The following is a 25,012-nucleotide window of genomic DNA, read 5'->3' as shown; positions in this document are numbered from 1 at the left end:
GCCGTGGACTTCCCCGTGATCGCGGTGCTCGCCGCCACCCTGACCATCGCCACCCCGCTGGTGGTCGGCGCGCTCGGCGCGCTGCTCGGCGAGCGGACCGGCGTCCTCAACCTCGGCATCGAGGGCACCCTGTACGCCGGCGCGTTCGTCGGCTTCCTCGTCGCGGCGCGCACCGGCTCGCTGGCCGTGGCGACGCTGGCGGCGGTGGTCGCCGGCGCGCTCGCCGGTGCGCTGATGGCGCTGCTGACCGTGACGCTCGGGGTCAACCAGCACGTCGCCGGCATCGGCACCACCCTGCTGCTGGTCGCCGCCTGCGACTTCACCAACCGGCAGCTGTTCGGCGGCGGCCAGCAGACGGTGACCGCGAAGTTCGACCGGCTGTTCTCCGGCGGCGGCGTCCTCGCGCAGTACCCGATGACCTACGTCGGCTTCCTGCTGCTGGCCCCTGCCGTGTGGTGGGTGCTGCGGTCGACCGGGGCCGGGCTGCGGCTGACCGCGGTCGGGGAGAACCCGGAGGCCGCCGACACCGCCGGCATCTCGGTGGCCCGCACCCGGTGGACGGCGCTGGTCGTCGGGGGGGCGCTGATGGCGCTGGGCGGGTCGTTCCTCACCCTGTCGCTGCTGGGCACCTTCACCCTGGACATCGTCAGCGGCCGCGGGTGGATCTGCATCGCCCTGGTCATCTTCGGCCGCTGGAAGGTGGTGCCGGTGGTGCTGGGCGCGCTGCTGTTCGGCCTGTTCGACGCCCTGCAGCTGCAGCTGGCCATCACCCCCGCGTTCGGCTCGGTCCCCAACGAGCTGCTGATCGCCCTGCCCTACCTCGTCGTCATCGCCGCGCTGGCCGTCCGTGGCCGCGGGGTGCGCTACCCGGGGTCGTACCTGACCGCGTACCGCCGGGCCTGAACCCCACGTCCCCCTGGAGGTCTGCCATGTCGTCCACCCCCGTCGACCTGCTCGCCCACGCCGTCGCCGAGGCCCGGAAGGGCCGCGACGAGGGCGGGGTGCCGATCGGTGCCGCGCTCGTCGTCGACGGGGAGGTGGTCGCCGTCGGGCACAACCGGCGGGTGCAGCAGGGCAGCGCCATCCGGCACGGCGAGACCGACTGCCTGGAGAACGCCGGCCGGCTGCCCGCGGCGGTCTACGCCCGGGCCACGATGGTCACCACGCTGTCGCCGTGCGACATGTGCACCGGGGCGATCCTGCTGTACAAGATCCCGCGGGTGGTGATCGGCGAGAACCGCACGTTCTACGGCGGGGAGGACCTGCTGCGCGCGCGGGGGGTCGACGTCGTGGTGCTCGACGACGCCGAGTGCATCGGGTTGATGGAGGAGTTCATCGCCCGCGCGCCCGAGCTCTGGAACGAGGACATCGGCGAGCCCTGACCCGGGTCAGTCGTCCTCGCGCTCCGCGGCCTGCTTGCGCTCGTCCTGCGCCCGGCGCCGCCGCACCTCGCCGCGGGCCAGGGCGAAGGCGATCAGCACCGGGACGACGTACTTGGCCTTGTCGAGCACCTCGCGGACCCACGCGGGCAGCTCGGGCAGGTCCCAGTCCGGCCAGGGGATCGACAGGTCGGGCCACGGGACGGCCGGCAGGTCCCAGTCCGGCCAGGGGATGGCCGGCAGGTCGAGGTCCGGCCACGGGACGTCGACCCGGGTCAGCAGCCACAGCGCCACGATCGGCAGCAGCACGCCGAGGACGGCGGCCCCGGTGCGCCGGGCCGCGTGCAGGTCGGGATGCGCGCGGATCCACGCCTCCCGCGCGGCGGCCTTCGAGCCCGGTTCCGGGTCGAGGTCGGTGCCGCCCAGTCCGGTGTGCGCCGCGGCGACCGCGCCCAGCTCGGCGTCGGGGGACCACCAGGTGACCCGTCGCGCGGGCCCGGTGAAGGCGGGCAGCCGGACGCCGACCGCGCCGTGCGCACCGCCGTCGAGCACGACCCGCTCGTCGCTGGTGGTCGTGGTCGCGACCGCGGTGCCGTCGACGGTCCAGCCGATCCGGCGGCGGAGCCCGGCCTCGGCGATCTCGACGGAGTGCTCGTGCCCGGCGGAGGTCAGCAGCCACCGCTCGGGGGACTTCTGCGCGCCGGCCCGCGTCATGACGTGAATACTAGAGTGACTGCTCTAGGAAAGGGAGCCCGTGGCGCGCACGATCGACCCGGTCCGGCACGAGGCGCGGCGGACGGCCATCATCGACGCCGCGCTCACCTGCTTCGCCGCCGACGGCTTCGACCGGGCGACCACCGCCGCCATCTGCCGGACCGCGGGGATCGGGTCGGGCACCTTCTTCCACTACTTCCCGACCAAGCTCGACGTGCTGCTGGCGGTCCTGGAACTGGGCACCGCTGAGACCGTCGCCTGGTTCGCCGCCCAGCAGGGCCGCACCGACGTCGGCGGGGTCCTCGTCGACCACGTCGTGCACAGCGCGGCGGAGTTCGCCGATCCCCGGGTCGCCGGCTTCGTCAGGGCGGTCGGCGCGGTGATGAACGACGAGCGGGTCGCCGCCGCCCTGGCGCGGGACGAGGCCGCCGTGCTCGACGGGCTGCTGCCCTGGGTCGAGGCCGCGCAGGCGGCGGGGGAGGTGCGGGACGACGTCCCGGCCGCCCGGCTGTGCGCCTGGGTGCTGGTCGTGCTCGACGGCTTCCTCGGCCGGCTGGCGGGGGAGTCCGGCTTTGCCGCCGCGGCGGAACGCGACATGCTGGTGGACACCGTCCGGCGGCTGCTCGCCCCGGCCGGCTGACCTCCTCCGGGCGGGTGGACACCCGTCTGCACGGTGCTCCTGGCGATCTAGTCTTCGCGCATGGTGAACTCCGAGGACGCGACGTCGACGGCGGACATCCGGGCGGTGGCCCGGGTGGGCCAGGTCTGCGCGTTGTTCGGGCCGGGTGTGGTGGAGCTGTCGGCGGCTGACATCGCCGAGGCGACGGGGTTGAACCGGACGACGGCCTACCGCTACTGCGCCTCGATGGCGGCGGCGGGGATCCTGGAGCGCGGGGAGCGGCGCGGCACGTTCGCGCTCGGGCCGTTGATGCTGGAGCTGGGCATCCAGGCGCTGGGCCGGCGGCGGATCGTGGAGATCGCCGGGCCGCACCTGCAGCGGCTGCGGTCGGCGGTGCGGATGACCGCGGTGCTCAGCGTCAAGGGCGCGTCGGGGCCGGTGGTGGCGCTGGCCGAGGAGGACACCAGCCGGGTCGTGGTGATCACCGTGCACCCGGGCACGAAGCTGGACCCGACGGCGGCGCAGTCGCAGCTGATGCTGGCCTACGGCGACGCCGCGGAGATGGCGGCGGTGACCGCCGGGATGCCGGCGGCGCAGCGGGCGAGGCTGGAGACCGACGTGTACTCCGCCCGGCGGCAGGGCTACAGCGTGGTGTGGAACGACAGCACCGTGGCGGTCGCGGCGCCGGTGTTCGACGACAAGGGCCTGGCCGCCACCATCGCCCTGCTGGGCGCCGGCGAGCTGGACCTCGCGCCCACGCTGGAGGCGCTGCAGGCCACCGCCGCCGACCTCAGCGCGGAGCTGGGGCACGTGGCGGCGCCTCGCGACGTCGGTTGAACAGTTGTTCGCAGAACGACATGTCGTTCTTGTCTGGTGAACAGATGACTGCTTGACTCCCTCAACGACGTAGTGACGGACACGGTGCTGTCCGGCGCGGTCGAGCGCAGGCACCGGGTGGCCGAGCCGCCCGTCCGGCGGACACCGAGGGGGAGCACGGACATGACGACTGCTGCACGCGGGACGGCGTCCGGGACGGTCGACGCGCTCGCCCGGGACGTCGAGCGGGTCGAGTCGCTGCGCGCGGTCAAGGACCTGCAGCGCACGTACGCGCAGCTGAGCCAGCTCGGCGAATGGCAGGCGATGGCGGCGCTGTTCGCTGCGGACGGCACGGTGCACTGGGGCGACGAGGTGGTGACCGGCCGCGAGGCGATCGCCGGGTGGCTGGCCGACCGCGCCGGTGCCATGGACGGCCGGACGCCGGGCACGCTGCACACCGAGGTGGTCGACCAGCCGCTGGCGAACCTGTCGGCGGACGGCCGGACCGCGCAGGTGCGCTGGCAGCAGCTGGTCTTCCTCGGCGACGGCGCCGGCCGGGCGCGGATCGAGGCCGGCGTCCAGGAGGACGAGTACGTCTGCGAGGACGGCCGCTGGCTGATCGCCGCGCTGCGCCACCACCCGCAGTACGAGGGCGACTACGCCACCGGCTGGACCAACGTCGGCGGCGCCGGGCTGCCCATCGTCCCGCCGCACTTCACCGTCGACGAGACCGGCGTGCCGGTGCCCGCGCCGTCCGGGCCCGCGCCGCGCACCGGCGCGAGCCTGGCCGAGCTCGCGGAGCGGATCGACCGGCTGAACGACGAGGACGCCGTCCGCAACCTGCAGCACGCCTACGGCTACTACGTCGACCGGAAGATGTGGACCGACGTCGTCGACCTGTTCACCGCCGACGGCGTCGTCCGGGTCGACGGGCAGCACAGCACCGCCGGCCCCGACGGCGTCCGCGAGGCGCTGGAGCGGATGGGGCCGGAGGGCCTCCGCGACGGGGAGCTGAACGACCGCCTGGTCTTCGACCTGCTCGTCGACGTGCACCCGGGGGGCCGGGAGGCGACCACCCGCGGGATCGAGGTCGCCATGCTCGGCGACGCCGCGCGGCAGCAGGCCGGCTGGGAGTTCTCCGTCCTCGCCGGTCGGGCGGTCCAGGACGACGGCATGTGGAAGCTGGCCGAGGTCCGCCGCACCCCGCTGCTGGCGGCCGACTACGACGAGGGCTGGGCGGACGGCGGCACCGCGGCCGTCGACCCCCGGTCCGCGCCGCCGCAGCTCGACGTCGTCCGCGGCCGGTCGGCGGTGGCCCGCAGCACCGACGCGGACGTGGCCGAGCTGGCCCGCCGGCTGGCTCGCTCGCTCGCCTACGACGGCGTCGAGAACGTGTCGGCGGCCTACGGCTTCTACATCGACGACCTCCAGTGGGCGGAGATGGCGGGCATCATCGCCGTCGACGGCAACAAGTCCTCCCCGTTCGCCGGCTACTACCTCGGCCGCGACCGCATCTACGGCGCGGCGACCGCCTTCTACGGCGGCTCGCAGCCCGCGGACGCGCTGCGCTCGCGGATCTCGTTCCACTGGCGCACCCAGCCGGTGGTCCTGGTGTCCGAGGACGGCCGGTCGGCGACGCTGCGCACGCGGCTGTTCCAGCCCCGCACCGCCGCCACGGTGACGCCGGGCTGGGCCGGGTTCTTCTCCGGCATGTACCCCAACGACCAGGCCGTGCTCGAGGACGGCATCTGGCGGCTGTGGAGCGTGACCATCGACGAGTCCTACATGTCCTCGCCCACCTGGGCGGGCGGCTGGGCGGGCGCGGAGCCCCGACCGGCAGGAGCGCCCAACCCGCCGGGGAGCCGGCTGCTCGACAGCTACCCGCCGGACGTGCCGCTCACCGACCTCGGCCGGCGCGAGGAGGGCTTCCGCGGCGGCACCGGGACGACGATCGAGTGGCCGGGCATCCTGCCGATGTGGTTCCACTACCGGAACCCGGTGAGCGGGCGGGTGCCCGAGCTGTACTGGCCCGACTGCGTGACGGCCGAGCTGCGGCCGGAGACCAGCATGACGGCGCACGGCTACCAGCTGCCGCCGTCCGGGCCGGCGCGCGACGCCCCGGCGACCCGGGGCTGACCCGGCCCCCACCTGCTCCGCTGCGCACGTCGACGACGCGGCGCGGCGGGATCTCGGCACGGCACGGCACCTCGGCAACGAAGCGGAGAACAAGTTGACCAAGAGATCCACGCACGCGCTCGCCCTCCTCGCGGTGGCGGCCCTGGTGGCCGGCTGCGGGTCCGACAGCACGCCGGACACGGCGCCGGCCGCCTCGTCGCCGCAGCAAGGCGGCTCCCTGACGGTGCTGGAGCGCGGCGACTTCGCCGGGTCCTGGCCCACCGGGCTCGACCCCGCCACCAACACCACCGGCGGGGCGAACATGACCCAGATGAACGCCATCTTCGGCGGGCTGTTCGTGCTGACCGCCGACGACGACGGCGGCAACGCCAAGGTCGAGCCGGACCTCGCCAGCGGCTACGAGATCTCGCCGGACGGGATGACGGTGACCATCGAGCTGCGCCCGGACGTCGAGTTCAGCGACGGGACGCCGTTCGACGCCGAGGCCGTGGCGTTCAACTTCGAACGGGCGGTGACGTCGGCGTGCTCGTGCTCGCCGAAGTGGCCGCTGGCGGAGACCGACCCGATCACCACCGAGGGCGACACCACCGTCGTCCTGAGGTTCTCCCGCCCCTACCCGGCGGTGATCAACGCCTTCCCGGTGTCGAACGCGAACTGGATCGCCTCACCGACGGCGCTGGAGCAGATGGGGGAGGAGGCGTTCAGGCTGGAGCCGGTCGGCGCGGGCCCGTTCACCGTGGAGTCCAACTCGCTGAACACCGAGCTCGTGCTGGCGCGCAACCCCACGTACTTCAAGTCCGGCCAGCCCTACCTGGACGAGCTGATCATCAAGACCATCGGCGGTGACCAGCCCGCCTACCAGGCGATCCAGGCCGGCCAGGCGCAGGTCTACGAGAGCATGCAGACCACGCCGCTGGTCGACCAGGCGCGGTCCAACGACAACGTGCAGCTGACCCAGGCGCCGGCGACCTCGCCGTACCTCGTGCAGTTCAACACCGCGATCGCCCCGTTCGACGACCAGCGGGCGCGCGAGGCGATCTACTACGCGACCGACCCGGAGGCCATCAACGAGGGTCTGTTCCAGGGGAAGACCGAGGTCGCGCAGACGTTCACCGGCTCCGGCGGGCTGTTCCACGAGGCCGAGGTGCCGGGCTACCGCACCTACGACCTGGCCAAGGCCAAGGAGCTGGTGGAGGAGCTCGGTGGGCTCAAGGTCGACCTCGGGGTGCTGCAGAGCTACGTCGCCCAGCAGGTCGGCACGGCGCTGGAGACGCAGTGGGAGGAGGCGGGCATCGAGGTGACGATGCACGCCGACCAGCTCAACGTGCTGATCGGCAACTTCAAGGGCAAGCAGTGGCAGGCGATGCTGCAGACCGTCGGGGCCTGGGACCCGGCCGCCGGCACCGGGGTGGACTTCCGGTTCGCCTCGGGCGTCCCGTACAGCGGGGTGGCCGACCCGGAGCTGGACGAGCTGCTCGCGTCGGCGGCGTCCTCGGTCGACGAGGCGGAGCGCCAGTCGCTCTACGACCAGGCCGGCAAGCTGATCAGCGACAAGGCGTACGCGCCGTACATCCTGTCGATCACGCCGTCGAACATCGCGGTCGCGGGCGTGCACGGGCCGGGGCTGACCACGCCGATCCCGCCGCTGGTGGGCGTCAACCCGACCATCCTGTGGGACTCGGTCTGGATGGACCAGTAGCGGGTGCGCTGACACGACAGAGGGGGCCACGACTTCACGTCGTGGCCCCCTCTGTCGTGCCGGTGATCAGCTGCGGATGACCGCGGTGCCGATCGTCTTGGTCGGGAAGCCCAGCGTCTGCACGACCGTGGAGATCCCGGCGTTGGCGGCGCCGGCGACCACGACGATGACGTCGTCCGGGGTGCGGACCGAGGTCACCAGGTCGTCGTCCGCGACCTGGTCGATCCCGGACACCGACTCCTCGTCGAACGCCGAGACGCCCGGCGTGTTCTGGAAGACCGCCGCCATCTCACCGCGACCGGCGGCGCGCAGCGCGCCCGCCGTCCGGCCGCTGTGCTCGGCCAGGTGCTCGCGCACGTCCTGCTTGGACATGCCGTGCTTGGCCAGCAGCTGCGCGTGCTCCGGTCCGATGACCACGCCGACCCGGCGGAACCGGCGGGTCATCGCCCCGATCCGGCCGCAGGTGTCGGCGATGTCGTTGAGGATCGACGCCGGGTCACCGGTGTTGCGGTTGTCGATGTGCTCGGTGCTGCGGGTGTGCAGCGCCGACACGGTGCTCACGCCGGCGTCGTGCCCGAGGGTGACCGACAGCGGCTCCCAGGGGCTCTCCTCCTCGTTCTCCGCGATGCACAGGGAGAACTTGCCGGGGAAGCCCTGGGTGGCCTGGTCGAGCGCGTGCGGCTTGACGCCGTAAGCGTTCATGATGATCAGCCGCATCGCCCGGCCGACCGTCGCGTTGGCCCGGAAGCCGGGGCCGAACACGTTGCCCTTGGCGTTGAAGCCGAGCGGCTCGCGCACCGGGCCGTTGACGATGAGCAGCGGACCGCCACCGGTGGTGCTCTGCCACCCGCCGAGGCCCGGCCAGCCCTCGTCGACGGTCGCCTCGAGGGCGGCCAGCACGACCGGGAAGTGCTCGGGCTTGCAGCCGGCCATCGCCGCGTTGATCGCCGCCGCCTGCACGGTGCAGCCGCGCTTGACCTGCTTCATCGTCCAGATGACGTCGGTCGGCGAGTGGTCGGTGTGCTCCAGGAACCGGTTCACCAGGCTCGGGATCGGCGGGACGACGGGCAGGCCGTCGGTCCAGCCGTTCTCGAAGCACTGCTCGATGGCGGCGACGAGGTCCTCGGCGGTGAGGGCGGTCTGCTGTTCGGTCACGGGGCCTCTCCGCGGAGGATGTTCATCACCTGCGGTGCCGCGAGCTGGGCGACCGCGGCGATGCCGTCGGCGTCCAGGCTGCTCACCGGGTGGGGGACGACGGCGTACCGGTAGTCGGGTGCGCCCTGGATGACCGCCATCGCGTCGGCGCTCATCTTCAGTGCGTCAGTGCAAATAGCCGCGGAAGGAATTCCGCGCTTCTCCATCAGGATGACGTCGGCCACACTGGCCGCGCTGCAGCTGCCCTAATCACCGACCGCTTCGATGACGAGGTCGCACTCCTGGGCGATCTCGTCGAGCATCTCGTCGGCGGCCGGCCAGGTGGCGGGCACCTTCTTCCAGGTCACCGAGGACGGCGAGAGCTCCGGCTCGACGATCGCGAAGACCGCCTCCAGCAGCTCACGGGCGTTGTGCTTGCCGTTGTCCATCAGGACGATGCGCTTGTTCCGCAGGTCGGCCGGCCGCTCGGCGAGCAGCACGGCTGCCCCCTCGGCCTGCACGGTCGGGTCCAGCATCTCGAATGCCACAGGCATGTCCGCTCCCTTGCATAGTGGTCCCGATCACGCTACGCAGAGGTCGCCGGTCGCACAGGGCGTCGTCCCGGAGGGTGGAAGAACTGACCGGTGCTCACCGGCGCGGTGTCCCGTTGACTGGGGGCATGGACGACGTCACTGCTGCGCTTCGCGCGGCGCCGGTTCCGCTGGAACAGGCTCGGGCCGAGGTGCCGGCGGCGCCGGGGCTGTACGCGTGGTGGGGGTCGTTCGGTGCGCTGCCGGGCATCTCCGGGCCGCGGCACCCGACGGCTCCGCTGCAGCTGCTGTACGTGGGGATCGCGCCGAACGGGGTCGTGTCGACGGCGACGCTGCGCAGCCGGGTCGTCGGCGACCACATCCGCGGGACGACCGGATCGTCGACGCTGCGCCGATCGCTGGCCGCGTTGCTCAGCGAGCACCAGGGCTGGCAGAGCCGGTGGACGACTCGGCCGGTGCTGGTCAACCGGGACGAACTGCGGCTGTCGGAGTGGATGGTCGAAAAGCTCTGGCTGACCTGGGCCGAGCACCCAGAACCGTGGACGGTCGAGGCAGCGGTGATCGCCGACCTCGAGCCGCCGCTCAACCAGGCCGAGAACCAGGCCCACCCGCTGCACCCGCGCGTGCGGGACGCGCGGCGGCGCTGGCGGGACGCGGCGAAGGTCGGGGGGAAGTCATGAACGAGGCGGCGGGGGCGGTCTGAGGGCCGGCCCTACTGTTGCGTCGTGCGCAACGACGACAAGGAGCCCCTCGTCCAGCCGGTGCAGTCGGTGGACCGGGCGGCCCAGATTCTGGAGATCCTGGCCCGGCGGGGAGAGGTCGGGGTCACCGAGATCGGCGCCGACCTGGGCGTGCACAAGTCCACCGCCTCCCGGCTGCTGGCCACGCTGGAGGGCCGGGGACTGGTCGAGCAGGCCCGAGCGCGGGGCACGTACCGGCTGGGCGTCGGGTTGATCCGGCTGGCCGGCACCGGAGCAGCGCAGCTGGACGTCGTCCAGGCGGCCCGGCAGGTCTGCGCAGAGCTGGCCGCCGACCTGGGGGAGACGGTCAACGTGGCCGTTCTGGACGAAGGTGCGGCGATGAACGTCAGCCAGGCTCGCGGCAGCGCAGCGGTCGCGGTCCAGAACTGGGTCGGCCGGCGGACGCCGCTGCACGCGACGTCCAGCGGCAAGGTGCTGCTGGCCTACGCGCCGGACGACGTCCGCCGGGACCTCGCCGGGCAGCCGCTGGCGCGCTGCACCCCCGCCACGATCACCGACCACCGGGCACTCGCGGCCGAGCTGGCCGCCGTCCGGGCGCGGGGTTGGGGCGCGACGGAAGGCGAACTGGAGGTCGGCCTGAACGGTGTGGCGGCTCCGGTGCGCACCGCCGCCGGCGAGGTGGTGGCGGCCCTCAGCGTCTCCGGCCCGGCGTACCGGCTCGGCGCGGACCGCTTCCCTGCGGTGGCCGAGCAGCTGGTCGCCGCGGCGACGGAGGCCGGCGCCCTGCTCGGCTGACCCCGCCGGTGCGTGTCGCGGGGGTCAACTCGCCGTAACGGTCGCCGACCGCCGGCTCCGAGGTCTTGACCCGGACCTCACGCGCCTCCACGCTGTTGCGCACAACGCCCACTGTTGCGGTTCACGCAACGTGCTGTTGGGGGGGACGTCATCGCCGGGAAGCCTCGCGTGGTCGTGATCGGCGCCGGGATCGTCGGCTGCTCGCTCGCCGACGAGCTCACCGCGCGAGGCTGGACCGACGTCACCGTGCTCGACCAGGGCCCGCTGTACGCCGCCGGCGGATCGAGCTCGCACGCGCCGGGGCTGGTCTTCCAGACCAGCCCGTCGAAGACGCTGGCCGAGTTCGCGGCCTACACGGTCGGCAAGTTCTCCGGCCTCACGCTGGACGGGGAACCGTGCTTCTGGCAGGTCGGTGGCCTGGAGCTGGCGACGACCCCCGAGCGGATGGCCGAGCTCGCCCGCCGGCACGGCTTCGACCTGTCCTGGGGCATCGACGCCCGGCTCGTCGACCCCGCCGAGTGCGCCCGGCTGCACCCGCTGGTCGATGCCGACGCCGTCCTCGGCGGTCTCCACGTGCCGACCGACGGACTGGCGCACCCCGTCCGGGCCGGCGAGGCGCAGGCCCGACGGGCCATCGAGCGCGGAGCGCGGTTCCTCGCCCGGCGCACGGTCACCGGGGTCGTGCAGGCAGGTGGGCGGGTCAGCGGCGTGCACACCGACGCCGGCCTGGTGCCGGCCGACGTGGTCATCTGCGCGGCGGGCTTCTGGGGCCCGTCGGTCGGTGCGCTCGCCGGGCTGACCGTGCCGCTGCAGCCGCTGGCCCACCAGTACGCCACCACCGCCCCGGTGCCGGCGCTCGCCGGCGCGGCCGCGAACCCGACCGCCCCGATCCTGCGGCACCAGGACCAGGACCTGTACTTCCGCGAGCACGGCGACCGGCTGGGCATCGGTTCCTACGGGCACCAGCCGATGCCGGTGACCCCGGCCGACACCGCGGCGCACGACAACAGCTGCCTGCCCTTCACCCCCGACGACTTCGCCGAGGCGTGGAAGCAGAGCGTGGCGTTGCTGCCCGGGCTGGCCGCCACCACCGTGGAGTCCGGCATCAACGGCGTCTTCTCCTTCACCCCCGACGGCATGCCGCTGCTCGGCGAGCACCGGGAGCTGCCGGGCTTCTGGGTGGCCGAGGCGGTCTGGGTGACGCACTCCGCCGGGGTGGCCAAGGCGATGGCCGAGTGGCTGGTGGAGGGGCAGCCGCGCACCGACGTGCACGAGTGCGACCTGCACCGGTTCGAGGAGTTCCAGCTCGCGCCGGACTACGTGGCGGCCCGCGGCGCCCAGCAGTTCATCGAGGTCTACGACGTCGTCCACCCGCTGCAGCCGATGGAGCAGCCCCGACCGCTGCGCACCAGCCCGTTCCACCCCCGGCAGCAGGAGCTCGGCGCGGTGTTCCTGGAGGCCGGCGGCTGGGAGCGGCCGCACTGGTTCGAGGCGAACGCCGCGCTGGCCGCCGACGAGCAGCTGCCGGAGCGGGACGCCTGGTCGGCGCGGTACTGGTCACCGATCGCCGCCGCCGAGGCGCGGGCCACCCGCGAGCGGGTCGCGATGTACGACCTGACACCCCTGCCACGGATCGAGGTCACCGGACCGGGTGCCGCCGACTTCCTGCAGCGGCTGACCACCAACGACGTCGACCGGCCGGTCGGCAGGGTGACGTACACGCTGCTGCTCGGAGCCGACGGCGGGATCCGCAGCGACCTCACCGTGGCCCGGCTGGCCGCCCAGCGCTTCCAGGTCGGCACCAACGGACCGCTGGACCTGGACTGGTTCCGGCAGCACGCGCCGGCCGACGGCTCCGTGCAGCTGCGCGACACGACCGCGGGCACCTGCGGCATCGGGTTGTGGGGTCCGCGGGCCCGCGACGTCCTGAGCCCGCTGACCCGCACCGACGTCTCGCACGGGGCCTTCGGCTACTTCACCGCCCAGCGGTTGTTCGTCGGCGAGGTGCCGGTGACCGCGCTCCGGGTCTCCTACGTCGGCGAGCTTGGCTGGGAGCTCTACACCGACGCCGCGACCGGGCTGCGGCTCTGGGACACCCTGTGGGCGGCCGGCCAGGAGCACGGGGTGGTCGCTGCCGGGCGCAGCGCCTTCTCGAGCCTGCGGCTGGAGAAGGGGTACCGGGCCTGGGGCGCCGACATGACCACCGAGCACGACCCGGTCGAGGCCGGCCTGGGCTTCGCCGTCCGCACCGGCAAGGGCAACTTCGTCGGCCGGGACGCCCTGGCCCGCCGTCCGCACGACCGCACGCTGACCTGCCTGACCCTCGACGACCCGGCCAGCATGGTGCTCGGCCGGGAGCCGGTGCGGGTCGGCGGGACGCCGGTCGGCTACGTGACCAGCGCCGCCTTCGGCTACACGATCGGCCGGCCGATCGCCTACGCCTGGCTGCCGGCCGACCTGGTCGAGGTCGGCACGGCCGTGACCATCGACTACTTCGGGCGACCGGTCGCCGCGACCGTCGCCGCCGAGCCGCTGGTCGACCCGGGCGGCACCCGGGTCCGGAGCTGAGGAGTCGGGCATGGCGGGTTACGACGTGATCGTGGTGGGGCTCGGCGGTATGGGCAGCGCGGCCGCCGCGCACCTGGCCGCCCGCGGCCAGCGGGTGCTGGGGCTGGAGCGGTTCGGCCCGGCGCACGACCGGGGGTCCAGCCACGGCGGTTCCCGGATCACCCGGCAGTCCTACTTCGAGGACCCGGCCTACGTGCCGCTGCTGTTGCGCTCCTACGAGCTGTGGCACGAGTTGGCCGCCGACTCCGGTGCCGACGTGATCACGCTGACCGGCGGGGTGTTCCTCGGCCGCCCGGACAGCCTGACGGTGGCCGGCAGCCTGCTCGCCGCGCGGGAGTGGGGGCTGCCGCACGAGCTGCTGGACGCCGGGGAGGTCCGCCGCCGGTTCCCGACGCTCTCACCGGCCGAGGACGAGGTGGGGGTGTACGAGACCGCCGCCGGCTTCGTCCGCCCGGAGGTGACGGTCGCCGCGCACCTGGCCCTGGCCGAGAAGCGGGGCGCCGAGCTGCACTACGACGAGCCGGTCACGGAGTGGTCGGAGACCGCGGACGGCGGGGTGCGGGTGCGGACCGCGGCGGGGGAGTACACCGCCGGGCAGCTGGTCATCTGCCCCGGGGCGTGGGCGCCGGAGCTGCTCGCCGACCTGGGCGTGCCCTTCACCGTCGAGCGGCAGGTCATGTACTGGTTCCAGCCCAGCGACGGGGTGGGTCCCTACGCCGCCGATCGGCACCCGATCTACATCCACGAGGCGGCCGACGGCACGCAGATCTACGGCTTCCCGGCGATCGACGGTCCGGACGGCGGCGCGAAGGTGGCGTTCTTCCGCCGGGGCATCCCGTGCAGCCCGGACACCATCGACCGGGAGGTGCACCCGGAGGAGATCGCGGCCATGACCGACCACGTGCGCACGGTGCTGCCCACCCTGCCCGGGCGGTACCTCACCGCGGCCACCTGCATGTACACCACGACGCCCGACCAGCACTTCGTGATCGCCCGGCACCCGGAGCACGCCGCCGTCACGGTGGCCTGCGGCTTCTCCGGGCACGGCTTCAAGTTCGTGCCGGTGGTGGGTGAGGTCCTCGCCGACCTGGCCACCACGGGGACGACGGAGCACCCGATCGCCCTGTTCGACCCGCGCCGGCCGGCCCTGGAGGCCACCCCATGACCACGACGGACCAGGTCCCCACCGCCCCTGCCGCACCGCAGCCGGAACCTCCGGCCGGGAGCCTCATCCCGACCCTGCCCGGCCGGTACTACACCGACCCGGACGTCTTCGCCCGGGAGCAGGACCGGGTGTTCGAGGCGATGTGGTCGTGCGTCGTCCGAGCGGACGAGCTCGCCGAACCCGGCAGCTTCCGGCGGGTGCAGGTGGGCCGGGAGAGCGTGCTGGTCGTGCGGGACCGGACCGGTGGGCTGCGGGCCTTCCTCAACGTCTGCCGGCACCGCGGGGCGCTGCTGTGCACCGAGGAGTCCGGGCAGGTCAAGCGGACGCTGAAGTGCCCGTACCACGCGTGGGCCTACGGGCTGGACGGTGCGCTGGTGGCGGCGCCGAACCTGCGGCACATGCCGGACGTCGACCGGGTCGCGAACGGGCTGGTGCCGGTGCACCTGCGGGAGTGGCTGGGCTACGCCTGGGTGTGCCTGGCCGACGAGCCGCCGTCCTTCGCCGACGATGTGCAGGGCGCAGTGACCGAACGGCTCGGCGACCCGGCGGCGATCGAGGGCTACGGCGTCGAGCGGCTGTTGCTGGGACGGCGGGTCTCCTACGACGTCCGGGCGAACTGGAAGCTCGTCGTGGAGAACTTCATGGAGTGCTACCACTGCGCGACGATCCACCCCGAGCTCACCGACGTGCTGCCGGAGTTCGCCCGCGGGTACGCCGCGCAGTCGTTCGTCGGGCACGGGGCGGAGTTCGCCCCCGCCGTCCAGGGGTTCACCGTCGACGGCAGCGCGGGCTTCCCGGCGCTGCCGGGGATCGGCGCCGACCAGGACCGGCGGTACTACGCGGCGACGCTCAAGCCGACGGTGTTCCTCAACCTGGTGCCCGACCACGTGATCGTGCTGCGCATGACGCCGCTGGCAGTGGACCGCACGCAGGTGGACTGCGACTGGCTGTACGCCCCGGAGGTGGTCGACGCAGGGGAGGACGTCGGGCGGTCGGTCGAGCTGTTCCACCGGGTCAACCTGCAGGACTTCGCCGCCTGCGAGCGCACCCAGCCGGGGATGAGCTCGCGCGCGTACGCGGCCGGCGGGGTGCTGGTGCCGGCCGAACACCACCTGGGCGCCTTCCACTCCTGGGTCCGCGCCCGGATCGACTGAGCCGTGACCGTCTGCTCACGGACTGTTGATGTCCGCGCTCTCACAGGAACCGGTCGGTCTCGGAACTGGGTCCGCTCTTCCGCAGGCGCGCAGCCGGCACCCAGGATGCGGCCATGACGTCAGCAGAGGTGGTCGGCAGCCGGCCGTCCCGTCGCGCGCGGGCCCGGCTGCTGGTGCCGCTGGACGGCTCGGCGGGCAGCACCGCCGAGCTGGTGCGGGCGCTGCGGGACGCCGCGCGGCAGGAGGGCTCGGTGCTGGCCTGCGCCGTGGTCGGCGCGCGGGCCGACGACGTGGAGCGCGCGCTGGCTCGTGCCGCGCTGGAGGAGCAGGTGGCTCGCGCGGTGGAGGCGAGCGGGGTCCGGGGCCGCACGGAGGTCGCGCTGCTCGACGAGGCGGTGTTCGAGGCGCTCTGCGCGACGGCGCGGGGCGGCACGCTGGTGCTCGTCCAGGCGGACCGCCGGGCGGTGCTGCGGTCGGCTCCGCTGCGCGCGCCGGTCCGCCCGATCGCCCGCCACGGCTGAGCGAGGCTCGTCGACCGGCTTCAGGCCGGGATGAGCTCCGGCTGTCGGTCGCGTTCCGGCTGGGGCGTCGCGACGGCGTGCGCGATGCCGGCGGCGACGACGAAGGCGGCGGTGACGGCCGGGAGCGCCAGCGCGGTGGTCGCGCCGAAGGAGTCGACGACGGCGCCGGTGACCGCGGAGGAGACGGCCTGGCCGACGACGACTGCGGAGCCGAGCATCGTCATGGTGGTCGCCGACCGGCCGAACGGGCTGAGCTGGGCGGCGAGGCTGTACTGGCTGACCAGGGTCGGGCCGATGCCGCAGCCCAGGATCGCGAGCGCGATGACGATCGTGAGCTCGTCTCGGGCGCTCGCGTAGAGGACAGCGGCGGCGAGCAAGAGCGAGCCGAAGGTGAGCCAGCGGGCGGTGAGACTGAAGCGCGTGGGGAAGGCGGCGGACCCCAGCGCCAGGGCGGCCGCGCCGATGCCCATGACGCCGTAGAAGAGGCCGGCCCGGTCGCCGTCACCGTCCGCAGCGAGGTAGCCGGTGAGCGAGGTGAGGGTGGCGCCGAAGAAGAGCCCGATGCCGAGCGCGCCGGCGACGACGGTGAGCAGCTTCGCGTGCGCGAGCTCCCGGGCCGGCGCCTGATCTTGGCTGCCCGTGCTGCCGGCCTGGAGTCGGCCGGTGGGGTGCAGCCCGAACCGGGTGACGAAGACGAGCGTCAGGGCGGCGGCGCCGGCGATGGCGAGCCAGGGGGCGATGGCGGTGGCGAGGATGCCGACGAGGAAGGGGCCGACGATGAAGACGGTCTCGTCGGCCGCGGACTCGTAGGCCATCGTCGAGCTGAGCACCTTTTGGCGGTCGGCCGGGCGGATCTTCCGCGTGATGATCGCGACCAGCCGGGTGCGAGACATCGGCGCGACCTGCGGCGCGGTGGCGCCGATGAGCACGGACATCGTGAGGAGCGCGAGGTCCGGCGTGGCACTCCGGACGACGAGGATGAACGCGCCGAGCAAGGTCGCGTTGACCAGCCCGACGGGGACGAGCACCCGCCGCTGGCCCAGCCGGTCGGCGGCCGCGCCGAGGAGCGGACCGGCCAGCGCGGTACCGATGCCGGCGGCGGCGGAGTTGAGCCCGCCGAGGGTGACGGATCCGCGCTCGGCGACGACGAGCGTCAGGACGCCGACGGTCATCATCGCGAAGGGCAGGCGAGCGATGAACGCGAGCGGGAAGTAGGACCACCCGGCGTGCTCGATCAAGGTGTTGCGGCGCGTGTGGAACATGACCTCTGCTGCGGATCAGGCGTGCCGCCTTGCTCCACCGGGATCGCCGGCCGCAGGTTGTTACACACGAGTTACAGGAACCGCACAACGATAACCTACGGTGTTCGGCGACCCTGCCCTCGAAGGCGTCGAAGACCCGTGTTGTAGCTCTCCTCATGAGCAGCGGCCGCCGGCACCGGCCACATCCCTAGGCGCACGGGAGCTGGTGACCGGTCTCAATCAGCCAGAGGCAACCGACCCGCGTGCGAGGTACATCCAGCACCCGTTCGCGCAGCTGATGCGTCTGGGCCTCCGGCGCTACGCGCCCGACGGCGGCAACGACCACACGGGCGACGGAGTCAGGCGGTTGGTGTTCCCAGAACCGGAGAACCGTCCAGCCGAGCGCCTCGAGCTGGGTGGTGGATGCAGCGTCGCGGGCCTTGTTCATGGCGAACTTGGCGAGCCACCACTCGGCATTCGCCTTGGGCAGATGCCAGTGCTGCGGACAGCTGTGCCAGAAGCAGCCGTCGATGTAGACGGCGATCCGACGGCCGACGAGGGCGATGTCCACCGTCCGCCGCCGCTGCCCAGGAATGCGGTACGCCACCCGGTAGCGGAGCCCTGCCGCATACAGCAATCGGCGGACGGCCATCTCCGGCACGTTGTCCCGACGGCGCAGTTGGGACATCTGAACGCGGCGTGCGGTCGTCGATGCGCCGGGATGTGGACCAGGATCGATGATCGCGGGAGACGTCGTGCTGGCGTCGTCGAACGGTGGGTCAGTGCGCATGTCGCTCCCCGGCATCGGAGGCCCGATCATGCCGACGGGCTCCGACGAGAACGGTGGGCCAGGTCCGTCGTCGACCGGATCGGGCACGCTGGGGCGGTGGATGCGCCTAACAGCCGGGCCGCCGCCCGTGGCTTGGGAGCTGGCGCCCTCAGGTGCTGGTCAGGCGACTCGTGCCGCGTGGAAGACGTCGCCGGGCAAGGCGTGGTCGAGCCGCCAGAGGATTCGCATAGGCCGGTTGCCGGTGTGCGACTGGTAGGTCATCGGCCCGGCGTACAGGTACGGCGGTGCTCCGAGCGCACCGTCCGCCGTCTTCGTCTCTCGTACGAAGAGGTGCACCGAGCTCCCCTGCTCCCGGTGGTGCACGTACCGCCGGCCGACGGGGGACGTCTTGGTCGTGGTGTTCTGCGACTCCCACTGGAACAGGGTCGGCGTGATCGCCGAGTCGGCGTACATCGTCGTGGGGGAGAAGTGCCCCTCGGTCTTGGTCAGGGTCACGAAGAACACGTCCGTCTGCTCGTCCTGCACCCACTTCACGCCTGATCCGAACGTGCCGGCCAGGTTGGTCATCCCGAACGCCGCCAGGGCTTCCTCGCGGCTGTACCGCGCGTGTACGTGCAGCGGTCGCGGCCCGGCGTCGAGGGCTGGAGCCACGCGGTGGATTCGCTCTCTCAGCACACCGATGAGCTGGGCCAGTTCGTCCGATCGCGCGCGATCGGCGAGCAGTCGCGCCAGTGACTCCTCGGCCGAGGAGAACGGAGTCCGCGAACCCCACAGCGTGAAATGCAGCATCGCGGCCAGTCGCCGGTCCCGGTCGCTCGATCCGACGGGCCCGCCGGTGAGCACGTGAGCCAGCCGATCGAGTCGCTCGACGTCGTCCAGGTGCAGCATTCGAGCGAAGGCCCCGCGCAGTTGTGCGTCGTCCGGCCCCGGTTCGACGAGGACCGAGCCTGCTGCGCGCTGCAGGTCCAGCCAGCTGCGGCTGGTGCCGCGGTAGAGGTCCTCGACGTCCAGCCCCGTTTCGTCCAAGAACGTGGACAGCTCTGCCCCCGGGGAGGCAGCGAGCTCGTCGGCCAACTGCGGCCACGGCAGCCGCAGCGATTGCCTCACGTTGGCCAGCACCACCTGCTGCGCCACCCGGTCGAGCTGGATGGAGCAGCCGGCCGGCAGCGTCGGGAACCCGAGGTCGATCTCCCGTTCGAGCCCGCGCCTCGAAGTACCGGTCAATGCCCGGAAGCGGAGGTCGAAGCGGAAGCTCCGGTGCTGGGAACCGATGAAGTCCAACACCGTCAGGCACGGCTTGCCCTCAGCCAGCCGTAGGCCGCGGCCGAGCTGCTGCAGGAACACTGTGGCGCTCTCGGTCGGGCGGAGGAAGAGAACGGTGTCGATCTCCGGCAGGTCGAAGCCCTCGTTGAACAGGTCGACGGTGAACAGCACGTTCACCTCGCCATCCCGGAGGGCCGTCAGCGCTGCGGCCCGGGCGTCCGCGCCGTCCCGCGACGTCACTGCGCGACTCGGGATCCCGGCGGCGGCGAACCGGGCAGCCATGAAGACGGCGTGGTCGATGCTCGCGCAGAAGCCCAGGGCCCGCATGCGCGTCGGCTCGGCCACGGTGTCGACCACGGCTTGCAGGACCAGCCGCACCCGGGCGTCGCTGCCGGTGTAGAGGTTGGTCAACTCAGCGACGTCGTAGCCCGAGCCCCGCCGCCAGCGCACCGTGTCCAGCGGGACGGCGTCGTGCTTGCCAAAGTACTGGAACGGCGCGAGCAGCCCCTGCTCCAACGCCTCCCACAGCCGTAGCTCCACCGCTGCACGGCCGCCGAAACGGGCGATCACGTCCCGGCCGTCCGCCCGCTCCGGCGTCGCGGTCAGTCCGACGAGGACCTTCGGGCGTAGGTGGTCGAGCAGCCGCCGATAGGTCGTCGCTTCAGCGTGGTGGAACTCGTCGACCACGACCAGGTCGAAGAGGTCAGGTCTCAGTTCTTCGAGGTCGAGCTGCGCCAGCGACTGCACCGAGGCGAACACGTGTTGCCACTTCTCGGGCTTGGCGCCGTCGACCAGCAGCTCCCCGAAGTCACCGCGGCGGAGCACCTGGCGGAACGTCGATCGGCTCTGGGTGAGGATCTCCTTGCGGTGCGCGACGAACAAGACGGTCTCGACGTTCCCCTGGGCCCGCAGTCGTCGGTAGTCCAGCGCGGACACCACCGTCTTGCCGGTGCCGGTCGCCATCACCACGAGGTTCTGCCACCGGTCGTGCACCAGCCGCTCGGCATCCAGCGCCTCGAGGATCTCCTGCTGGTAGCCGAAGGGGCGGACATCCAGTGAGGTGATCTCGGTGGGAGCGTCGGTCCGCCCACCCCGCTCGATAGCAACGGCGGCCGTGAAGCGCTCGGCGTCGTACGGCTCGAACGCTGCGTCGTGCCAGTAGGAGTCGAACGTCTCGGCGAAGGTCTGCAGCAGGTGGGCTTGTTCCACTGACGACAGGCGGACGTTCCACTCGAGCCCGTCGATGAGCGCCGCCCGGGACAGGTTCGAGGAGCCGACGTAGCCGGTGGAGAAGCCTGAGCGGCGGTGGAACAGCCACGCTTTGGCATGCAGCCGCGTCGTCCTGGTCTCATAGGAGATCCGGACGTCGGCGCCGGCTGCGATCAGCCGCTCGACGGCCCGCGGCTCCGTTGCGCCCAAGTATGTGGTGGTGATGACCCGGAGCCGCACGCCGCGGAGCTGAAGACCATGCAAGGCCTCCTCCAGGACCCGGACGCCGTGCCAGGTGATGAAAGCGCAGATGAGGTCGACGCGGTCTGCGGACGCCAGCTCGCGTTCGACCTCGTAGCCGATCCTGGGCTGACCACGACCGTTGACCAGGAGCGCGCTGGTGCTCAACGGCACTTCCGGACGTGCCGGAAAGGCCACGGGTGCCGGGGTGCCCGAGTGGGTCGCCACGGCGAGCAGCTGCTGAGCGGCTCCGACGACTCGATCGCCGGCCATGACAGCGTCGGGTGCGCTGAGCTCCCCGATGGCGGTCGCGATCCGGTTCGCCAGCTCGATCTGTGCAACCACCTTGTCGCGGTCGCTCCCAGGGACGGATTGCAGTGATCGCGTGATCAGGCTGGCCAGGTGTCGGGTGAGCACGACGTGCGAGTCAGCGGGGTCGATCGGCTCGTACTGCACCAGCTCCTCGGGCGTACTGGTCAGTGCGCCAGCCAGCTCCTCGGTCATCAGCGCCTCGTAGATCCCCGGCGCGACCTCGCTCATGCAGTCTTCCGTCGACCCGGCATCCACGCAGACTTGCACGAGCCTCCAGGCTCCCGAGGGAACGCGCCGGTACAGGCATGTCGAGCAGCAGCCACACTGATCACTGCAGACACCACCGGCTTTGCCGGTCCGCGGCTGCAGACAGGTGACGCCGTCAGTCGCCGCTCGCGTGTGCGGTCGGCCCTTGCCGCTGGCTGGTGCGGGACGTCGACCAGAACCCCCGTCTTTGAGTGCAGCCATGGGTGGCTGTCTCAATCCTCCGCTCCGTTGGTCGAGTGGCTCACGCGCTCGAGCGCGACGGTGAAGCTGTCGTTCCACAGACCCAGGTACGGCCAGCGCGCCTGGACGGCGGCCGTCGCCTGCTCGGCGGTCAGGCCATCGGTCCGGCGCAGCCACGCCCGGAGCACCAGCCCGGTGCGCGACGCCCCGCCGTGGCAGTGCACCAGCACCGGCCGGCCCTCGGCCCGCAGCGCCGCGATGTCGTCGAGGACGTCGGCCAGCACGGCGTCCACCTCGCTGTTCGCGTCGTCGTCCGTCAAGTAGGCGAATCGCTGCACCTCGTGCCCGAACGGCTCCCTGGTCCGGCACAGGGAGACGACGGCGAAGTCCCGCGAGCTGTCCCGCGCACCGTCCAGGTCGGCGGCCCACACACCCGGCAGCACCTCGCGCGGCTCCAGCCGCGGGCTGCGGGCCGCCACGTGCCGGTCGGTCGGGTGGCCGTCCAGCGTCGCGGCCAGGGCGTGCAGGTCGGCGAGGTCCCAGCGCTTGTCGGCGTAGCCCGGCACCCGGCCGTGAACGACCGACGTCCACCGCATCGGGATGCCGGCGATGCCGAACACCGCACCGGCCAACCCACCCGCGACGGCGGCCACCGTGTCGGTGTCTCCACCGAGGTCGATGACCAGACGCATCACCCCGGCGAAGTCGCGGCCGTGGCGCAGCGCCCACACGGACGAGCCGAGCGTCGGCCACACCGCGCCGTTGCTCTCGGTCGCCTGGTCCGGCGTCCAGTCCGGTGCCAGCACGGTCGCCCAGCGGTCGCGGTGCTCCGGCGCCACGAGCTCCAGCGTCGGGGGGATCGTCGCCAGCGGGTCGCCGCCGTCCAGCGCCACTCGGACCAGTTCGTGGAAGATCGCGCAGCCCTCGCCAGTTGACGGGTCGCCGTGGGTGAGGGCGGAGATCCGCCGGGCGGCGTCCATGGTCGCCGCGGTGCTGGACCGGGCGAACCAGATCGCCGCCGGCGTCGTCCGCATCAGCGAGCCGTTGCCGGCCGCGTGCCCGGAGCGGGCGAAGTGCTCCGCCGCGGCGACGTCCCACGGCCGGCCGGAACTCAGGACGGCGCGGGTCTGGTTGCCGATGTCCGGCGGGCTCTCTCCCGCCCAGGTGCGGAACCGGTCGAAGAGGTCGGCCTCGTCCAGGCCACCCCGCTCGACCAGGGACGCCGCCACGAGCAGCCCCATCTGGGTGTCGTCGGTGAACTCACCCGGCTCCCAGTGCAGCGACCCACCGCCGCACATCTCGGTGGCGACTCCGCGGGCCTCGGTGGCGAAGCGGGCGGAGAACTGGCCGGCTGGGCCGAACTCGAACGGGGCGCCGAGGGCATCGCCGACGGCGGAGCCGATCAGCGCACCGGCGACGCGGTGGCTACGGGGCATGGGCTGGGACATCGGGCCTCCTGCAGGGAGTGAGTGCTCGGCCATGGTGCGCCGAAGTGGAGATCGAGGCAGACATGCCGGATGGTCAACCGCCGTGAGTGACGAAGCAGGACAGCCCCATCGGGATCCCGCCCGCCCAGCCGTGGCGGTCGACACGGCTGTCCTGGTGGTGGACGTGGGCAACGGCGCCCTCGGCGTTGTCCAGCATCAGCGACCCGGTGACGGCGAGTGGTCGCTCCCCACGACTTACATGTACGAGGGCGAGACGCTGGCCGATGCCGTGCTCCGCTCGCTGTCGCAGAAGGTAGGCCTCCGTGGCACGCGCCCTCAGCAGCTGCACATCTTCGACGACCCTGACCGCGACGACCGGGGCTGGGTGCTGTCCGTCGCGCACGTCGTCCTGCTGCTCGCCGACGACGTCGACCCGGTGGTCGCGAGCCGCGACGACGTCCGGGTCGTGCCCGCGGACGACGCCGTTGGGCAGCCGTTCGACCGCGCCGTGATTGTGCGCCTGGCCGTGGACCGGGTACGGCAGGACTACGCGCTCCAGCCGGACCCCGCCGGCCTGCTCGGCGAGTCGTTCCCGCTGAAGGCGCTGCAGGCACTGCACGACGCGGTGGCGCCCCGGCCAGGGCCGGGGGAGAGCCGGCCGTCGATCGACACGTTCCGGCGCTACATGGTCGGCAAGGGGCTCATCCAGCCCACCGGGGAGTTCGCGCGCAAGGAGCGGGCGGGCGTCATGGGCAAGCCGGCCGAGCTCTACCGCCGAGCCGGGGAGAGCCGCGACCTGACCGACGTCCTGGGCATCCGCCCGGTGCGCAAGGAGCGGAACCGGGCGGAGCAACCCGTGGACGACGCGGGTCCGGTGCGTACGTTCGGCGAGCTGGGCGAGCACAACGTGGCGCCGGCGATCCAGCGACTGGTGGACGACGCCGGTACGCAGGTGCCGCTGACGCTCACGGTGATGCCGCACTACGTGGCCGTCCGGCCGCCGGGCTCCGAGCGGGTGGCCGCCTACGCCAAGCCGCTGACGCTCTCTGTCGGTCTCGACCCGGACGACGCGGTGGCGCTAGCGGGGGGCAACCCGGACTTTCGGCTCGAGCGCACGTCTGCCGCAACGCACCACGTGCACGTGCCCGCGGCCGCGCTGGATGACCCCGCGCGCCGGCAGGTGGCGCGCGTTGCGCTGGAGCAAGCGCTCGGCCGCATCGCCGGCGCGCGCTGAGGCTCGGGAACTCACCGGGCGTGGATCTCGTCGTCCTGGGGCACAGGTTCGGAGAACGCGGCCGACACCGGCCGCTCAACCGGAGGAGACCACCATGGCAGGCATGATCCGGAAGCTCCTCGTCTCGACCGTCGCGACGAAGCTCATCCAGGAAGCCCGCAAGCCGCAGAACCAGGCGAAGATCAAGAAGGCTGTGTCGGACTTCCAGGCCAAGCGCAGCGGCAAGCGCCCGGGCGGCACCAGCCGCTACTGAGCCCACCCTCGGCTCGGCCGTTCCGTCGGACGTCGCTGTCATCCTCGCCTCGACCGCCGGCCGGCGGTCGGAGCGGGGGACGGCGACGTGGACGACGAACGGTCGGGGCCGGAGGTCCTGTCCGGGATCGCCGAGGCGCTCGACGTGTCCGAGGACGACGTCCTGCGCGCGCTCGGCGGCGGGTGGCGGCCTGTGGAGCTGGCTGCGGATACGCCCGGCCGGCGCCGGCCGCTGATCGGCTGGTTCGTCTCCGGCGAGCCGATGCAGGTGCTGCTCCGGGTCGCCGGGTCGACGTTCACCGTGTCGAGGCTCGACCTGCGCTGGGACGGGCCCGGGACGACCTCGATCCATCCCACCCACGAGCGCGAGTTCGCCCGCGAAGACGTCGAGTTCCAGCCCTCTCTCGTCGCGGAGACGGTCGAGGACCTGGCTGTCCGCAGCCGGCGGACGTTCCGCTGGTGCCGTACCTGCCGCATCGTGAAGCGGCTCGAGCACATGGCGGCACGGCTCGAGTGCATGGCCTGCGCCGCCGACTACCGCGGCGCCCGGTACTGAATCCCTCGTGGCCGTTACCCAGTCCGCGGCGGCGGGTCGACGCCAGCTCGGCTCCCTCCTGACGGTGCGCTGACCCGACCGGAGACCGC

At 72.7% G+C, this 25,012-nt stretch carries 21 protein-coding genes and 1 pseudogene; 15 read left to right on the top strand and 7 right to left on the bottom strand.

All coding sequences use genetic code 11. The features are described 5' to 3' along the window. The first annotated feature begins 3 nt into the window (after nt 1-3). Together HL054_RS20595 and HL054_RS20590 are read left to right on the top strand one after the other, a co-directional pair. Nucleotides 4-903 (top strand): ABC transporter permease, encoded by a 900-nt coding sequence (locus HL054_RS20595; protein WP_369140972.1) that lies wholly within the window; start codon nt 4-6, stop codon nt 901-903. A 26-nt stretch (nt 904-929) separates the two neighbouring features. Then, nucleotides 930-1,382 carry a nucleoside deaminase gene (locus tag HL054_RS20590; protein ID WP_369140970.1) on the top strand — a complete coding sequence of 151 codons (453 nt, stop codon included), beginning with the start codon at nt 930-932 and terminating at the stop codon, nt 1,380-1,382. Between the two features lie 6 nt (nt 1,383-1,388). On the opposite strand, the gene HL054_RS20585 is transcribed toward HL054_RS20590, so the two are convergent. Further along, nucleotides 1,389-2,093 (bottom strand): hypothetical protein, encoded by a 705-nt coding sequence (locus HL054_RS20585; protein WP_369140969.1) that lies wholly within the window; start codon nt 2,091-2,093, stop codon nt 1,389-1,391. Nucleotides 2,094-2,133: 40 nt separating this feature from the next. Between HL054_RS20585 and HL054_RS20580 the strand changes: the two genes are divergently transcribed. From HL054_RS20580 to HL054_RS20565, 4 genes are all read left to right on the top strand, one after another. Continuing rightward, the gene (locus tag HL054_RS20580) at nt 2,134-2,733 is read left to right on the top strand and encodes a TetR/AcrR family transcriptional regulator (protein WP_369140968.1); all 600 of its coding nucleotides are present in this window, start codon (nt 2,134-2,136) and stop codon (nt 2,731-2,733) included. Between the two features lie 60 nt (nt 2,734-2,793). Beyond that, nucleotides 2,794-3,549: an IclR family transcriptional regulator gene (locus HL054_RS20575; protein ID WP_369140967.1), complete on the top strand. Its 756-nt coding sequence runs from the start codon at nt 2,794-2,796 to the stop codon at nt 3,547-3,549. A 162-nt stretch (nt 3,550-3,711) separates the two neighbouring features. After that, the gene (locus tag HL054_RS20570) at nt 3,712-5,664 is read left to right on the top strand and encodes a nuclear transport factor 2 family protein (RefSeq protein ID WP_369140966.1); all 1,953 of its coding nucleotides are present in this window, start codon (nt 3,712-3,714) and stop codon (nt 5,662-5,664) included. 94 nt (nt 5,665-5,758) lie between these two features. Continuing rightward, nucleotides 5,759-7,363 carry an ABC transporter substrate-binding protein gene (locus HL054_RS20565; protein WP_369140965.1) on the top strand — a complete coding sequence of 535 codons (1,605 nt, stop codon included), beginning with the start codon at nt 5,759-5,761 and terminating at the stop codon, nt 7,361-7,363. Nucleotides 7,364-7,429: 66 nt separating this feature from the next. Here the strand turns inward: HL054_RS20565 and HL054_RS20560 are convergent, their stop codons facing one another. Further along, nucleotides 7,430-8,518: a hypothetical protein gene (locus HL054_RS20560; protein ID WP_369140964.1), complete on the bottom strand. Its 1,089-nt coding sequence runs from the start codon at nt 8,516-8,518 to the stop codon at nt 7,430-7,432. Next, nucleotides 8,515-9,033, bottom strand: a pseudogene (locus HL054_RS22360) (UGSC family (seleno)protein). The gene HL054_RS20560 and the pseudogene HL054_RS22360 overlap by 4 nt, the downstream one beginning before the upstream one ends. A gap of 143 nt (nt 9,034-9,176) precedes the next feature. Here HL054_RS22360 and HL054_RS20545 point away from each other — a divergent pair. The 6 genes from HL054_RS20545 (at nt 9,177) to HL054_RS20520 (ending at nt 15,952) form a co-directional block, all read left to right on the top strand. Beyond that, nucleotides 9,177-9,728 (top strand): GIY-YIG nuclease family protein, encoded by a 552-nt coding sequence (locus HL054_RS20545; RefSeq protein ID WP_369140961.1) that lies wholly within the window; start codon nt 9,177-9,179, stop codon nt 9,726-9,728. A 45-nt stretch (nt 9,729-9,773) separates the two neighbouring features. Then, the gene (locus HL054_RS20540) at nt 9,774-10,544 is read left to right on the top strand and encodes an IclR family transcriptional regulator (RefSeq protein WP_369140959.1); all 771 of its coding nucleotides are present in this window, start codon (nt 9,774-9,776) and stop codon (nt 10,542-10,544) included. A 168-nt stretch (nt 10,545-10,712) separates the two neighbouring features. Beyond that, nucleotides 10,713-13,112, top strand: a complete 2,400-nt coding sequence (locus HL054_RS20535) for a GcvT family protein (RefSeq protein WP_369140958.1) — start codon at nt 10,713-10,715, stop codon at nt 13,110-13,112. Nucleotides 13,113-13,122: 10 nt separating this feature from the next. Next, nucleotides 13,123-14,277, top strand: coding sequence for an N-methyl-L-tryptophan oxidase (solA, locus tag HL054_RS20530; RefSeq protein WP_369140956.1), 1,155 nt, complete (start codon nt 13,123-13,125; stop codon nt 14,275-14,277). Continuing rightward, nucleotides 14,274-15,431 (top strand): aromatic ring-hydroxylating oxygenase subunit alpha, encoded by a 1,158-nt coding sequence (locus HL054_RS20525; protein WP_369140955.1) that lies wholly within the window; start codon nt 14,274-14,276, stop codon nt 15,429-15,431. The genes solA and HL054_RS20525 overlap by 4 nt, the downstream gene beginning before the upstream one ends. A 113-nt stretch (nt 15,432-15,544) precedes the next feature. Continuing rightward, complete coding sequence (locus HL054_RS20520) at nt 15,545-15,952, top strand: hypothetical protein (RefSeq protein WP_369140954.1); 408 nt, start codon at nt 15,545-15,547, stop codon at nt 15,950-15,952. Between the two features lie 20 nt (nt 15,953-15,972). Here the strand turns inward: HL054_RS20520 and HL054_RS20515 are convergent, their stop codons facing one another. The 4 genes from HL054_RS20515 to HL054_RS20500 form a co-directional block, all read right to left on the bottom strand. Beyond that, a complete protein-coding gene (locus HL054_RS20515) occupies nt 15,973-17,214 on the bottom strand; it encodes an MFS transporter (RefSeq protein WP_369140953.1) in 1,242 nt (413 codons plus the stop codon). A 187-nt stretch (nt 17,215-17,401) separates the two neighbouring features. Continuing rightward, nucleotides 17,402-18,070 (bottom strand): very short patch repair endonuclease, encoded by a 669-nt coding sequence (locus HL054_RS20510; RefSeq protein ID WP_369140952.1) that lies wholly within the window; start codon nt 18,068-18,070, stop codon nt 17,402-17,404. A 72-nt stretch (nt 18,071-18,142) separates the two neighbouring features. Beyond that, entirely contained in the window at nt 18,143-21,235 is a 3,093-nt protein-coding gene (locus tag HL054_RS20505) for a DUF3427 domain-containing protein (RefSeq protein WP_369140951.1), read from the bottom strand. 251 nt (nt 21,236-21,486) lie between these two features. Then, nucleotides 21,487-22,902, bottom strand: a complete 1,416-nt coding sequence (locus HL054_RS20500) for an ADP-ribosylglycohydrolase family protein (protein WP_369140950.1) — start codon at nt 22,900-22,902, stop codon at nt 21,487-21,489. A gap of 130 nt (nt 22,903-23,032) precedes the next feature. On the opposite strand from HL054_RS20500, the gene HL054_RS20495 reads away from it, so the two are divergent. The 3 genes from HL054_RS20495 to HL054_RS20485 all read left to right on the top strand — a co-directional run bounded on the left by HL054_RS20495 (nt 23,033) and on the right by HL054_RS20485 (nt 24,923). Then, the gene (locus tag HL054_RS20495) at nt 23,033-24,115 is read left to right on the top strand and encodes an NUDIX domain-containing protein (RefSeq protein ID WP_369140949.1); all 1,083 of its coding nucleotides are present in this window, start codon (nt 23,033-23,035) and stop codon (nt 24,113-24,115) included. A gap of 94 nt (nt 24,116-24,209) precedes the next feature. Beyond that, nucleotides 24,210-24,368, top strand: coding sequence for a hypothetical protein (locus tag HL054_RS20490; RefSeq protein WP_369140948.1), 159 nt, complete (start codon nt 24,210-24,212; stop codon nt 24,366-24,368). Between the two features lie 87 nt (nt 24,369-24,455). Beyond that, nucleotides 24,456-24,923, top strand: coding sequence for a hypothetical protein (locus HL054_RS20485; protein WP_369140947.1), 468 nt, complete (start codon nt 24,456-24,458; stop codon nt 24,921-24,923). The last annotated feature ends 89 nt before the right edge of the window (nt 24,924-25,012 follow it).

It is taken from the genome of Modestobacter versicolor (assembly GCF_041028285.1).
In the GTDB taxonomy this organism is placed as follows: Bacteria; Actinomycetota; Actinomycetes; order Mycobacteriales; family Geodermatophilaceae; genus Modestobacter; species Modestobacter versicolor_A.
The sequence above is the reverse complement of the archived record's forward strand: the minus strand, read 5'-3'. Positions and strand labels throughout refer to the sequence as shown.